12 protein-coding genes are annotated in these 14,026 nt (G+C 47.6%); 4 read left to right on the top strand and 8 right to left on the bottom strand.

Annotated elements, in window-relative coordinates; all coding sequences use genetic code 11:
* Positions 1 to 504: 504 nt before the first annotated feature.
* From BUA40_RS02380 to BUA40_RS02350, 7 genes are all read right to left on the bottom strand, one after another.
* A complete protein-coding gene (locus tag BUA40_RS02380) occupies positions 505 to 1,911 on the bottom strand; it encodes a GGDEF domain-containing protein (RefSeq protein ID WP_072797869.1) in 1,407 nt (468 codons plus the stop codon).
* A complete protein-coding gene (locus tag BUA40_RS02375) occupies positions 1,908 to 3,287 on the bottom strand; it encodes a GGDEF domain-containing protein (protein WP_255369165.1) in 1,380 nt (459 codons plus the stop codon). Before BUA40_RS02375 ends, BUA40_RS02380 begins: the two co-directional genes overlap by 4 nt.
* A 183-nt stretch (positions 3,288 to 3,470) precedes the next feature.
* Positions 3,471 to 5,093 carry a cellulase family glycosylhydrolase gene (locus BUA40_RS02370; protein WP_072797902.1) on the bottom strand — a complete coding sequence of 541 codons (1,623 nt, stop codon included), beginning with the start codon at positions 5,091 to 5,093 and terminating at the stop codon, positions 3,471 to 3,473.
* A 99-nt stretch (positions 5,094 to 5,192) separates the two neighbouring features.
* On the bottom strand, positions 5,193 to 5,948 hold the full coding sequence (locus BUA40_RS02365; RefSeq protein ID WP_072797867.1) for a TIGR03915 family putative DNA repair protein: 756 nt from the start codon (positions 5,946 to 5,948) through the stop codon (positions 5,193 to 5,195).
* 63 nt (positions 5,949 to 6,011) lie between these two features.
* Positions 6,012 to 7,262 carry a putative DNA modification/repair radical SAM protein gene (locus BUA40_RS02360; RefSeq protein WP_072797866.1) on the bottom strand — a complete coding sequence of 417 codons (1,251 nt, stop codon included), beginning with the start codon at positions 7,260 to 7,262 and terminating at the stop codon, positions 6,012 to 6,014.
* An 85-nt stretch (positions 7,263 to 7,347) separates the two neighbouring features.
* Positions 7,348 to 8,301, bottom strand: a complete 954-nt coding sequence (locus BUA40_RS02355; protein ID WP_143149663.1) for a hypothetical protein — start codon at positions 8,299 to 8,301, stop codon at positions 7,348 to 7,350.
* Between the two features lie 80 nt (positions 8,302 to 8,381).
* Entirely contained in the window at positions 8,382 to 9,014 is a 633-nt protein-coding gene (locus BUA40_RS02350) for a hypothetical protein (RefSeq protein WP_072797863.1), read from the bottom strand.
* Between the two features lie 49 nt (positions 9,015 to 9,063).
* Between BUA40_RS02350 and BUA40_RS02345 the strand changes: the two genes are divergently transcribed.
* The gene (locus BUA40_RS02345; RefSeq protein ID WP_072797861.1) at positions 9,064 to 9,354 is read left to right on the top strand and encodes a hypothetical protein; all 291 of its coding nucleotides are present in this window, start codon (positions 9,064 to 9,066) and stop codon (positions 9,352 to 9,354) included.
* A gap of 6 nt (positions 9,355 to 9,360) precedes the next feature.
* Here the strand turns inward: BUA40_RS02345 and BUA40_RS02340 are convergent, their stop codons facing one another.
* Positions 9,361 to 10,194 (bottom strand): TIGR02147 family protein, encoded by an 834-nt coding sequence (locus tag BUA40_RS02340; RefSeq protein WP_072797858.1) that lies wholly within the window; start codon positions 10,192 to 10,194, stop codon positions 9,361 to 9,363.
* Positions 10,195 to 10,460: 266 nt separating this feature from the next.
* Here BUA40_RS02340 and BUA40_RS02335 point away from each other — a divergent pair, with 266 nt between their 5' ends.
* From BUA40_RS02335 to BUA40_RS02325, 3 genes are all read left to right on the top strand, one after another.
* Positions 10,461 to 11,924 (top strand): DUF2914 domain-containing protein, encoded by a 1,464-nt coding sequence (locus tag BUA40_RS02335; RefSeq protein WP_178299515.1) that lies wholly within the window; start codon positions 10,461 to 10,463, stop codon positions 11,922 to 11,924.
* Between the two features lie 102 nt (positions 11,925 to 12,026).
* Positions 12,027 to 12,893 (top strand): carbon-nitrogen hydrolase, encoded by an 867-nt coding sequence (locus tag BUA40_RS02330; protein ID WP_072797852.1) that lies wholly within the window; start codon positions 12,027 to 12,029, stop codon positions 12,891 to 12,893.
* A 33-nt stretch (positions 12,894 to 12,926) separates the two neighbouring features.
* Positions 12,927 to 13,952 carry an agmatine deiminase family protein gene (locus BUA40_RS02325; protein ID WP_072797850.1) on the top strand — a complete coding sequence of 342 codons (1,026 nt, stop codon included), beginning with the start codon at positions 12,927 to 12,929 and terminating at the stop codon, positions 13,950 to 13,952.
* Positions 13,953 to 14,026 lie beyond the last annotated feature (74 nt).

Below are 14,026 nucleotides of genomic sequence, written 5' to 3'. Positions count from 1 at the left end.
GCTATACTGTTGCTTCCTTTGCCGGGAAGGGGTGAATAAAAACGGCGAACCTCCTTATCCTGCGCTCGCGAAGTGACTTTTTAAGGGTCAACTATATAGACGCGGTAGCTGGTATATTCCATTACGGGTTTCATGTTCCTTAATATATAATCTTTTCTTAACAAAGTCAATAAGCTATGATACAAAAAGTTAAAAATTCTTTTAAAAAGTGTGTAAATTACTGATTTTGATTAAATTTGACTAATTTTCTATGATACAAACCTGCAAAAAACGATGATACAAGTCATTGAAATTGCTTTTTTGCGGTCTTTTGTGAGCAACAAAGCCCCAAGCGTTAAGCTGGGGCGGTTGCGAGAGGGCTGGCCAATGGTAAGAACCGACTTGTTTGCAGCCAGCCCGGTCTTTTGTGAGCAACAAAGCCCCAATTATTAAACTGGGGCGGTTGCGAGAGCGAGCGCTCTGGGTACGTACTTAGTATGATTGGGCGCGAGCGGTCTTGTGTTCTTACCCACGGCTGTGGGCGTAGTTGGCCTTCTTGTCTTCGTACATCAAGGCATCGGCTTCGCGCATCGCCTTACGGACGTCTCCCCCGTTTTCGTCGTGGAAGAACCCGATAGCGAAACTCACGTTGCCCTTGACCTTGGATTTTTTGCGGAGCGTTTCGACTCTAGCTTCAAGGCTTTCCTTGGGAACATCGATTGCCACGACGACAAATTCGTCGCCACCTGCACGGTAGATTTCACAATCCGAGAAGGTCTGCTTCAAGATCTCTGCGGCGCTCTTCAAGAGGGCGTCGCCGGCATTATGGCCTTCGTTGTCGTTAATGGGCTTTAGTCCGTTCAAGTCGGCGAAAATCACGGAAACAGTCCTGTAATGGACTTCGCCGCTTACAAATTGAAGCACCCTGTTGTTCATGGCGTTACGGTTGTTCACGCCGGTCAACAAGTCTTCGTTGCTCAAGAATCTAAGGCGCTGCACCAGCTTGTAGCTGGCCACTTCAGAGGCAATAAAGAAGGTCACCAGTTCAAGGGTTTCCTTAATGCGCAGGACTCTGGATGTGTCAAAGTTGGTTGCCCAAATGAACCCGATAAATTCGTCATTGTTCGTCAATGGCAGCAGGACAATGCTTTTGACACAGGCATCTGTCAACGATTTGTACCAGTCCGGGTTTTTCTGGCGAATAATTTCCATATCCGCTTCGTTCTGGATAATCAGGCAATTGCTTCCCTTAAGTATTTCAATCCAGGATTCTGCGATAGAGATGTATTCATTGTTGAATACCTGATCAAGGTCAAGTGCGACCATGCTTTCATTTCGGGCACAGCTCAAAATGGAGCAAGTTCTCTCCTTGAAGTCGGTCAAAAGAACGCTGCAGGAACTTGCTTTGCAAATCTTGCGGACGTCTTCTATCACTTCATTCATCGTTTTCCTGAAATCTTTTGAGCCGCGCAGCTTGATGCATGCCTTGAGTACGTTTTGCGAAATTTCAGAAGAAAGCCTTGTGGAAGTGTCAAGGTCTTCTTCGGGCTGGATTTCAAGGGTAAAGACGCAATAGCCTTTTTCGTCGTCTTCGACATCGACGGGCATCAAGAACTGATTAATGCAAAAATTAAAGCGTTCCGGGCGAATGTAGGCATGAACCGGCTTATGCAGAATGGCGCTCTGGTAAACGAACTTCTCGAAGTTCAGTTCCTTTTCCATGTACCGTTCATAATTGGAGCCCGGAACAAAAGTCTGGGTGAATACGGAATTGCCGTCCTCGTCTTTTCTTTCCATGGATTTGATATAGATCTGGTTACCCGCTTCGATGCGGATAGTCCCGATACTCCCGTCTGCAGTCTTTTCAACAGAAAGGATGCTCGTCATCGTCGGAAAAGATTCAACGAATTTTTGCAATTCTTCTTTTTTCATTTTCGTCTTAATTCAGGGAATCGGTCGTAGTATTGTTTTTTGTCTTCGTACATAAGGGCGTCGGCTTCGCGCATTGCAACACGGATGTCGCCACCCTTGTCATCATAGTAAAATCCTACCGCAAAGCTGACATTTTGAGGGTCCGCCGAGTCCTTCCGGATTTTTTCGACGAGCGATTCAATCTCTTTTCTAGGTTTGTCCAAGGCGATAATCACGAACTCGTCTCCGCCGGCTCGGTAAATTTCACACCCTTCGAACGTCAACTTGAGAATCAAGGCGGCTTCTTTCAGCAGGCAATCCCCTGCATTGTGGCCATCCTTGTCGTTAACAGGCTTGAGCCCGTTCAAATCTGCAAAAACAATGCCAATCGATTGAGGCGCGCGTTCGCGACCGGACACCATGCGAAGGACGCGGTTGTTCATGGCATTACGGTTCAGAACTCCAGTCAACAAGTCTGTCGAACTCAGCATTTCAAGACGCTGTAAAAGTTGATAGTTTGCAATTTCTGAAGCAATGAAGAATGTCGTAAGTTCAAGGGTTTCTTTAATGCGGTCGGTATCCTTGGTGTCAAAATCGGTTGCCCAGATAAATCCGATGGTTTCGTCGTTATACTGGAGCGGGAAGAGTACCATACTCTTGACATTTGAGGACTGCAAAGAACGGTACCAACTCGGGTTCCTGAGCTTGATTTCCTGCATGTCGTTGTTGTCTTTGATAATCAGACAATTGCTGCCGCCAATCGTTTCCAGCCAGGACTTGGCAAAGTCGATGAATGAGTCTGTCAAGAATTCTTTGAACGACGGTAAACCAGATTCGGGAAGGATGCTTTCGCTGAGCAAGGAACAGGTGCGTTCCTTGAAATCCGTAAGCAAAACACAGCAGTATTCCGCATTGCAAATCGAACGGATATCGCTGATGATTTCATCCATCGTTTTCAAGAAATTCTTGGAACTGCGAAGCTTGATACATGTTTGCAATACATCCGAAGTTGTCTTTGCAGACAAATTAGCCATTTGCTCCGAACTTGCCTCGGTAGAAAGTTCCTGCGTGTAGGTACAGTAGCATTTATGCGGATCGTCGATGTTCAACGGCAAACTGAAAATGTTGAACCAAACCGGGAAACGGTCCGGATGGATATAGGCATGCATCGGTTTCTTGTCAACCGCGCAAGAACGAATAAAATGTTCGAAATTCAAGTCTCTGGGCAGATATTCAGTGTATTCAAGTCCGGGAACAAATCCTTTCCCGCCATTCATCATGGCTGGTGAATCGAATTTTTGTTCGAAAGAGGCAAGATACGCAGGGTTCCCCACTTCTATTCTGATTTTCCCGTACGACCCATCGGGTAACTTCTCCACGGAGATAATACAGGTCATTGAGTCAAATTGATTGACGTATTCCTGTAGATTCATATAAATACTCCCTCCGTGGTGTATTACGCCAGAGATATTTTTCCTTCTTATGTATTATAATAGCACTTTTTCATTGAAAAAGTGCTTTATATGTAAAAAATATTAGACTTTTTTTAGTTCAAGTTGGAATATTCACAGGTGTGACGGTTACTTGGATAAGTCCTTCACCACCATGATTCCGCTGCGTTCGATTTTGGGGTACTGGCGCATGCCTTCGCCACCACGCCCCTTGTCGAGCACCTCCAGAAGCTCACCCTTGGTGGAATACAAATGCAATTCCCAGGGGCCATTCGGGGCGTTAAAATAGCCCGAATTCTTCTGCACATTGCGCTGGAAGGTTCGGTTGAGGCGGTCTTCTACGCTGCGGGCCTGCACAAGCGAAATATCGCTGAGTTCCCAAGAAATCGGTACCCCGCCCATATCGTAAATCAACAAGGCATCGGGGTCCGTATCTTCTTTCATGGTAAACTTCCAGCTAAAGCTCTGCCAGCTGGTACTCAAGTCCAGGATACGGCCGTTGGCGTAGGGCGTATATTCTTCGGAATCTCGCTTGATATTCACATTCAGGGTGCGGGGCTTGTCGGCCTTGGCGCGCATGCTGAAAATGTAGGTGATACCTTCGCGGAGCGAAAGTTTCTGCTTGAACTGCAGGTTCCAGGATTCCTTGCCAGCCTTCTTGATGTCAAAACGGACAACGCCGTTCGTGACCTTGACGTCGGCCTTGCCGCCCCAGAAGTCCACTTGCCAGTTGGTTAGCGGTTCGTCGGCAGAAAAATCGCCGTTTTGAATCAGATTTGCATCGATTGCCTGGGAGCCTGTATCAAAATTCTTTTCTTGAATGAATGTCGGAATGACGCTCGTGTTCTGGATGCCGTTTGGGTTATCGACGCAGACTTCCTTGCCCCAGCCCACCAGGGTATTGAATGAGCTGTGGACTGTCATATCCATTTCGGGGCTGTCGAAGTTACCCGGACCCCAGCTCCAGGCGAGCCAGCCGATGCTCAGGCGTTCGGCTTCGGCCATAATGAACTTATACGGGATTTCCTTGATATCGCCTGCGGCAACAGGAGCGAATTCGCCTACGATCAGCGGCAAATTCTTTTCGACGGAGGCTTCGAGCACGCCGCGGATTCGGTCTTGAACGGTAGCGTAGCCCGTAGCTTTCGGGTCGTGACGTTCCGAGGGCCACCACATGTGCAGCGAGAACAAAAGGTTGTGTTCCGGGTCGGCTTGCAAGAGCTTGGGGCCCACTTTGAGCAGGTTCTTTTCGCTTTGGCCCCACTGGTCGGCGTCAATCATCAGCGGAATGCGGATGTTGGCGGCGCGCATCCTGGTGACAATGGAATTATAGACAGTGAAGAATTCGTCTGCGGACTTGGATTCTGCACCCGGTTCGTTACCGATGTTCAGAATCAAGTACTGCTGATGGTTCGAAATCATCTGCACCGTTTCTTCGCGGAGCCAGAAATCGACAGCATCGCCCAGGCGTTCCCAGTTGCCCGTGGTATCGTGAATTTCGGGAATGGGAATCATTCCGTTAGATATGCACTGCGCAATAATGTTGTCGAGGTCGCTCACGCGGCCGCGGGTATTCCAAACGATTCTTACGCAATTGGCTCCCGTCTTGGCTATTTCGGGAATGGTTTTTCCTTCGCGGTCTGTCCAAATAAACATATGGTTGATTCCACGAAGAATCACCTTTTCGTTATCCTTGCTATATAAAAAACGATCCTGTACAAAAAATCCCGGTTTAGCCGAAACCATGTTCATAACAACAAATTCTCCATTATTTTCAAAAGAAAAATACAATTATTTGGATAAATAAGGGCATTTTTTTTGAAAAATCGCATCAAAATGGTTGGAATGCTGTCAACAGCGGGAAAATTGCCTTTCGGGCAGGTGTTTCCAGTAGTACACGGGTAGGCAACGCTTTAAGAGTTTTGGATTTTCGCGTTCCTTGATGGCGATGGACTGGTAGTAATCTTGCCAGAGGCGAACCATTTCGTCGGGCGGAGTGGCTTTGGAGACGGCATCCATGTTCGGAATGGTAATTTCTGCTAGCTCATGGCCTGCGTAATACACTCCAAAACCGCGTTTGGAATCGTAAATCGCCCACTTTTCGTTAGCAAACCGCCCGCGGAAATGCCCCACAATCAGATCTAGAATGTCGTATTTGGGCTCGATTTCGGCGAAATACGTGCCGTCAGATGTCTTGCTGAAGCGAACAAGTCCGAGCATTCCGCCAGCTTCGTGACGCACGGCACGTGCAGTCATGAACAGCGGGAGCATTTCGTCGGAGGTCGGGTTCTTGGCGTATTTTGGATCCTTGCCGTCAAAAACTTTGCGTAGATAGGCAAGAATCTTCATCTCGATGCCCTCTTCTTCGGAGCGGAAAGCTACATGCAAAAGTTCCAGGATATCGGCGCTGGCGTAATTTTCGATAGCCCGCTTGAGTCTTGCCGCCTCTTCTTCGCAGGTTTCGATGCGAAATGGCTGCATAAAGAGGTTGCAAGGCGATGTACTGCGGTCGCCATGAATCTCGCCCACTTCTAGGTGCTGGCGGTAAATCTCGAATACGACACTCAAGAAGCCATCGAAGGTTGAATCGTAAGAAATGGAAAGCATGGTAGTAGACAGTAGGAAGTAGACAGTAGATGGTAGGCAGTAGACAGTTGGGAGTTGGCTGGTTTAAGCAGGGAGTGCGAGGGGTTGGTTGGTAAATAAATCCAGTTGCAACGGCTGGGGCTTGGGCAACAGCAGAGGCCGCACCATTTCGGGGTATAGCCTGCGCAAACAAGCTGGAGTATCCGGGTGGTAAATGAAGTATTGAGCCCGCTTGAGGACAACCCCCATCTTTTTTAGCTGTTCCAGTCGGATTTTGGAGAATCTGCGTCCCGAGACAATGAGTTGTGCGGATTTTACGCCTATGCCCGGCACGCGCAAGAGCATTTCGTAGTCAGCCGTTTGGATGTCGATAGGGAAAAATTCCGGGTGGCGCAATGCCCAGGCCGCTTTCGGATCCAAGTCCAGGTCCAAATTCGGATTGGCCTTGTCTACAATTTCATCAAAACCGAACTTGTAGAAACGCATGAGCCAGTCGGCCTGATAAAGCCTGTGTTCGCGCACCAGGGGCGGCTTGGTCGTGAGCGCCGGGAGACGCTTGTCGGCGTTGATCGGTACATAGCCTGAAAAATACACGCGCTTCATTTGCTGTTGCTTGTAGAATCCATTGGAAAGCGTCAGAATTTGCAAGTCCGACTCCCCTGCTGCCCCAACAATCATCTGGGTGCTTTGACCTGCCGGCAAGAACTTCGGCGAATAGCGGGAATGATCCGCCTTATATTCCATCTTCTTTTCGGCAAGAAAATTCATGGGAGTCATGATGGAGGCGTGGTTCTTTTCGGGGGCGAGGTATTGTAACGCCCTATCGGTTGGAATTTCGATATTCACGCTGCTGCGGTCGGCATAAAGTCCCGCCTGGTACAAAAGCTCGCGACTGGCCCCGGGAATTGCCTTCAGGTGAATGTAGCCGCCAAATTTGTGGACGGTGCGCAGTTCCTTGGCCACCTGAATCAGCATTTCCATGGTTCGGTCGGGCGACCCCACCACCGCAGAACTCAAGAAAAGGCCCTCGATGTAGTTGCGACGGTAAAACTCAAGAGTCAGGTTGATGAGTTCTTTAGGGGTAAATGTGGCGCGCGGAATGTCATTGCTGCGTCGGTTGATGCAGTAGGCGCAATCGTACTTGCAGGCATTGCTCATGAGCACCTTCAAAAGCGAAATGCATCGCCCGTCAGATGACCAGGTATGGCATATGCCCGCGCTACAGGCGCTCCCGAGTCCGCCTTTAGGCGCTTGCCGTTTGGATCCGCTTGAAGAACATGACACGTCGTACTTGGCCGCTGCCGAAAGAATGTTCAACTTTTCGCGTATATCCATAAATGCCTTTTTGTTTAGTTGCACCTTTGTTCACTACTAAATATAAGTACAACTGCACAAAAAAGCAAGATGTCGGTAAATTATTTTACTTTTTTTCGATGGTTATCTTTTTCCATTCACCATATTCACATGTATAATATTCGCCTTCAGATTCGACAAAATATTTATCTAGAATAATGTCAATAGGGCAATAACCCAATTTGGGGTCAAAGTTGCTTTTCATCCATACATTTTCGCCATTTTGGCTCTTTTGTTCATACAAATAGTAATGCATTTGACCGTCTAATTCATACGAACACGTGTCTCTGACAGCCATGTTTTCCGTTGGGCAATAATATTCCAATTCAGTTATTTTGCTCCAGAATCCATTATAACAACGATGATAAATGGTTACCGTGTTGGAATCTTCTCCATAAGTCAGTTTTTGTTTTAAACTGTCATTTTCTGCATTGCATTCTGGATTCGCATTTGCAAGACTGTCGATATCGTACCAAACGCCATTACCTGCGTATACATATCGTGCGGTGGGAAGGCTTTCTTTGGTACGGATGCAAACATCCCCTTCCGATTTATTAACGGTATCGCATAAAACACTTGAATTTCTTTCTACCCATGAACCTTGCTCGCAACGATAATATGTTGGAGGATCTGTCACGATAAATGTTGAATCGATTTGGCCTTCATTTTCGGCTTTGCATTCCGGGAATTCGTCCATGAATCTATTCATATTACAATAAATTATTATTGGTGAATTCTCCATGCAATTTCTGCGATAGCGTTCACTCTCTGATTCAGAAGACGAACTGTATTCAATTTCATCATCGTAACTAGATGAGCTTATTCTGTCATAACTAGATGAACTTTTTTCTTCAGAACTAGATGAAGTTAATTCATGATCACTAGATGAAGTCAACACATCAAAACGGGATGAACTTGAGACGTCCGCAATTGGTTCTGGTGAAACAATCTTTTTATCGTCACCGCAAGCCGTAAAAACGAGTGCAAAGCCGAGGGCGGCTTTGCAAGCTAATCTAAGCATAAATCATCCTCCAATTCCTGTAATTGCGTCAAATATACAAAAATTGGGGATGTAGAAAAATATGGATTTGGAAAATCAATTTAGATGTTGGTGCCTATTCCCTGTATAATAAATTCGCCTTTTGATCCAGATTTTCCCTGAATTCTGATAATCACTTTGACGAGCCGACGGGCCGCCTCTTCTCCTGATACGGTCAAGGCGTCTTTGCTTTTCCAGGTAGGTTGCAAAAAGTCACTCCATTCAAAACAACTCGATCTCCCATAAGATTTTCCCAGAACTTCTTCTGGAAGCGCGTATCCCATTGCTTCGTCAAGGGAATCACCCATGCTAAGTTGCACATCTGCGGGCGCTCCAGAAAGGCTAAAAGCGATACAGATGCCTTGCCAATTCGATACGTCTGCGGACAACGGATTTCCACTAGAATCAAAACCGGCAACATAGAATCCAATTGTTATAAAAGGATCATAAGAAAGATCACCTTTGTCTAAAGCAAACGTACCGCATAGACCGTCACATTCTTCAATGACGGGGATGAGAGATTGTCCATCCCAATCAATGTCCATGTATTCAAGACCCCATTGAATGGTGGATTTTCCGCCATCAGAAGAATCTGTCTCCAAGAACCATGTTCCTGCTTTTTCTCCAAATACGGACTTGTCTTCGGCATATCGGTCAGTCTGAATTAGGTCGTAATCGTAGGCCGGGAACCACAAATCGCCACCACCGGGTCCCCCACACGGTCCGCCATTTGTCTTACACAGAATGGAATGCGATGAAGAACTTGATTCTGGAATAGGAGGCTCGCTAGAACTGGATGTCGGTAAAGGTATTTCCGAACTTGATGACAAAATCGGAGGTTCTGCTGAACTGGACGACAGTTCGCGTATTTCGGCGGACGAAGCGGGAATCTCTATCGAAGAGCTGGAAATGTCGTTCTCCGCTGTCAGTACATTGGGTTCTTCGGCAGTTCCCGAAACCGGAGAATTTGTTGATTCTGAACAAGCAAGCATAGCAAGCGAGAAAATTCCCGCGCATGCCATATACAGTTTCTGATTCATCTTAAGCCTCCTTGGACCCCTTGACTTGCTTGGTCAGAGGGAATAGTTGTAAATTTAACCTGTAAACTTGATCAAGTTCGCCGCATTCCGTGGCGATTGCCACTATTTTCTTGCGGCAGGCGTCAAGTTCCTCGACAATCTTTTCGTAGGCTTCCCGGTTCAAGCCCATCGTAATTCCAGTTACGTTGCGTTCGTTGGAATCGAATTTTTCTAGGGAGTCGACGGCGAGTCGGCCCATTTCCCGGTGCATGGTGCGGATGGCGAGCGGAAGCCCTTCCTTGGAACCGATGACGGACTTTTCGGTTTGCACGTAGGTTTCTTCACCGATTTTTTTCAGAAGTCCTGCTCGCTCTAAAAACAGGAGCGACTTGCGAACTTCGTAGGCGGAGATATCTTGGTTGCACATCTTTGCAATTTCGCCCGGCATGGCTCCCGGCATCATGGGTGCAAGTTCTCGCACTACCGGATTTTTCCAGCTGTCGTAAAATTCGAATGCGGTTTTGTCGACGACTCGCACTTTGTGCTCCGTTGCAATGGAGCGCATTTCGTCAAAGTAGCGCCTTTTGACAACGTCTTTTTTAGCGTTGCCAAAATTCACCATGGCCTTAAAGTAGTCCAATTCGAACCCTACAAGTCCAATCGCTTGTGCAACGCGTTCTATGGTCACTCGACTCAAGTTTGTCTTGCCCTCGCATACCATTTTAAGGTACGATGGAGAAACAAAACCGGCTATTTTTGCGAATTCACGCCACGAAAACGCCGAAGTACGCTTGCGCTCTTCGTAGTAGTCGCTTAAAAAAGCGTGGTAATCTTGATATTCAACAATCGGTTTCATACTATCAAATATATTTTCTCTGAAAAACAAAGTCAATGCTTTTATAGTACAATTTTCAACTTTTTATGTAAAAATAGCAACTTTTTTTGATTGTATAAACGAAATGTTTTTGTATATAGTACATACTGTACTATAAAAAACAGTGTGATGGATAGATTAGCCCGTGGCCATTATTTTTTTATTTTATGGTCATGCAATTCGTTGAAAAATTGCGGGAAAAACCCGCTGTTCAAAAATTAGAGAAGTTTTTTCCGGCTATAGCTTTTTTGGGCGGTTTTACGTGGGATTCCATAACGCTTGGCCGAATGGTCTATGGCACCGATATTTTGATTTTGCTCGCCTACTACACGGGTGCTTTGATTCTAGTTCTTTTGCTTTCTGCCCAGTTGGAACACCCTGAAGGTTGGACCCCTGAAAGGTTGCAGGCTCTGGCTAGTGCTCAAGCCAAGTCAAAGCCGACGCCGAAGGCGGCCCCCGCACAAAAACCAGCAAAGCCTGCAGAACCTGTTGTCGAAAACAGCGTAACAGAAGAACCTATTGCAGAACCTGAAGAAGATTCTCAAGTTAAAACGGAAGAATCTCGTTTTAGACGTGCTGCTAATTTCATAGCTCAGAAAACGCCTGCCCGCGCCAAGGAAGCGGCCAACCGTGCCGCCCTCGAAGCAAAAGAAGCAACGGCCAAGGCCGCAGCCATTGCGTCTGCCAAGGCTAAAGAGGCTGCTGCTAAAGCCGCCGCCAAGGCTTCTGCCCAAGCCAAAGATGCTGCCGTCAAGGCTAAGGGTGCCGCCACCAAGTTCGCCAAGAATGTGGGCTACGAATCTACGGCGATTCCTGAAAACGCCATCGTGGTTCGTCACCGTTTCCTAGATCGTGAATGGAGCGAAACTTGGAAGCAGCGCTTTACTTGGGCCGTGCAGTTCTTCTTTGGCGGCTTATTCAGCGCCCTGGTGGTTTGCTACTTCAAGAGTAGCGGTTCGCTCGCTTCGTTCTTGCTGGTGATTTTGCTTGCCATTTTGCTTGTCGGTAACGAATTCCTGCAAAAGAAGTACGAAAGCTTTGGCGTGAGTCTCGCCTTCTTCTGTTTGCTGGGTACCATGTTCATGAACTTTGCGATTCCGCACTTGGTTCACCGCATCGGATTCATCTGGTTCTTGATTAGTACGCTATTGTCTTTTGGCATGTGCGCCTTGATTTGGAAACTTTCGCACCGCAAGAAGAGCATTTTGGTAGCTCCCGCCATCATCAGTATTTTCTTGATTGTGGCCTACATTATGAACTGGGTGCCGCCCGTACCGCTGGTGCTCAAGCAGAAACTCGCCTGTCAGAACTTCGACAAGGAAAGCTACAGCTGCGATATTGATGATCCTAGCTTGTTGCAGACAATAGGACTCAAGATTCCGAGCGTGCACCGTGTCGACAGCAGCGAAGTGTACTTCTTGACATCGGTCTATGCACCGGCAAAACTCAAGGCCGAACTGGAATACCTGTGGTATTATCAGGATCCGAAAACTGGAAAATATTCACTGACCGACCGTATTTCTTCGGGCCGCATGACAATTAACGGCGGTCGCGAATCTGGCTTCAGGACCTTTACGCGCAAGAAAAATGTGCCTCCTGGAAAGTACCGCGTCGAAATCGCGTACAAGAACGGGGCCGTGATTGGCTCGGGCACCTTCGAAGTCTTTAACGAACCGCCCGAAGATGGTTTTGTTCGCGATACATTGAGGTAATGATGATCGATCCGGAAAATGACCCGATTCTAAACGCGAGTTCTATCAATAGTGAAGACTATTGGTTCTTGAAATTGAACAATAATAATCTAAATTTGGAACATGAACAAAATCAAGACAGCAACCCTGCAGGGCAAGTGGACGGGGAATCCCGAAAGCAATAATCAATGGTACGTAGAACAGGCTCTAGCGCTTAAGGGCAAGGGAATCGACCTGGTCGTTCTCCCCGAGATGTTTCATACGCCGTATTTCCCGTTTGAGGAAAATGCCGACTTTTTCGACATGGCCATCGAAAAGGATAGCCCCATTGTCAAGCAGTGGCAGGGCATTGCCAAAGAAATTAACGCCGTTATCGTTTTCCCGTTCTTTGAGAAGCGCGCTCGTGGCATTTACCACAACAGCGCATTCGTTTTTGAACGCGACGGCTCCATTGCGGGCCTTTACCGCAAGAGCCACATTCCCGATGATCCGGCTTTTTACGAGAAGTATTATTTTATTCCGGGCGACACCGGTTTTGAACCGATTAAGACTTCGGCAGGTACGCTGGGTGTGCTGATTTGCTGGGACCAGTGGTTCCCTGAAGCCGCTCGCATTATGAGCCTGAAGGGTGCAGACATTCTTATCTACCCCACCGCCATTGGTTGGATGAAGTCTGAACCGGCTGAAATTTACCCGCGTCAGCAGGACAGCTGGGTCACGGTGATGCGCGGACACGCGATTGCGAACCGCACCTTCGTGCTTTCGGCAAACCGTATCGGTACCGAAGGCGAACTCACCTTCTGGGGAACTTCGTTCGTGGCTGCTCCCGATGGTTACTTGATTCACAAGTGCGATACCGATTTCCTGGGCGCAAGCATTGTGGAAATCGACCTGAAGGAAACTGAAGAAAATCGCCGCTGGTGGCCGCACTTCAGGGATCGCCGCGTTGACCTCTATGGCGATATTCTCAAGATTTGGTGCGACAAGTAGAACGGGCTTTGCCCTACAGACGAGAGATTTTTTATGGCAAAAACAAATGTTCGCTACCCTGCTGAATGGGAAGATCAGGCTGCAACATGGCTTGCTTTTCCGCATAATAAAAAGAATTGGTACGGTGAACGCGGAGAAATGATCCGCAAGTTCTATATCGATCTAATCCGCACGATTAGCGAATTTCAGCCCGTGAATGTACTGGTTCCTAAAAAGGATTTTCTGACGACGCCGGAAAAAATTGCTGTCGCAGACCGCCCTTTCCCGGCCAGTTTCTTTACTATCAAGACTGACGATATCTGGATTCGCGATTACGGTCCGTTCTTCTTGAAAAAAGGAAAAGAGACGATTGTTTCGGAAACGGTTTTTAATGCCTGGGGCGCAAAATTTCCGCCTTGGAAAAACGATAACCAGATTCCTGAACGCATTGCCGATATTTTCGAATACAAGAAGGGCTCAAGTGTCCCCTACATTTTTGAAGGCGGTGCTATTGAAGTCAACGGCGACGGTCTTGGCATTACCACGCTGGATTGTCTGACGGGCAAGAACCGCAATGATTTGAAGGACGTCAAGAAGGTGGTCAAGGCCCTTTGCAAGGCTTTCGGTCTCCGCGACATGCTGATTCTCCCCCACGGATTGCATGGCGACCATACGGACGGCCATATCGATAACGTGGCTCGTTTTGTGGCTAAGGATCGCATCGTGATGTGCGAAGCGACGGACAAGCGTTCTCCGAACAACATCATTCTGACTGAAGCGAAGTATCTGATTGAAACCTGGCTCAAGAGTCATTACGGTAACAAGGCCAAGGTGGATTCGTTACCGTTGCCGCCGCAGCGCAAGCTCGACGACGGGCAGATTTTGCCGGCCAGCTACATGAACTTCATTTATGTGAATGGCGCGCTGATTTTCCCGAAGTACAAGTCGCCGAATGATGCGAAGGCCAAGGCTTACTTTGAAAGCGTGTACCCGGACCGCAAGGTCATCGGGCTTGACTGTCGCACTGTGATTGAAGAGGGCGGCAGCTTGCATTGCATGAGTAAGCATGAAAGTCTTTAAGGGAAAACCTTAAAAATCTTTTTTATAATGCGGGAGGGGCCCCAGCTCGGAGTTGCGAAGGCCGCCCGGTCCCC

Origin of the sequence: Fibrobacter sp. UWT2 (assembly GCF_900142545.1) — a bacterium.
In the GTDB taxonomy this organism is placed as follows: Bacteria; Fibrobacterota; Fibrobacteria; order Fibrobacterales; family Fibrobacteraceae; genus Fibrobacter.
The sequence above is the reverse complement of the archived record's forward strand: the minus strand, read 5'-3'. Positions and strand labels throughout refer to the sequence as shown.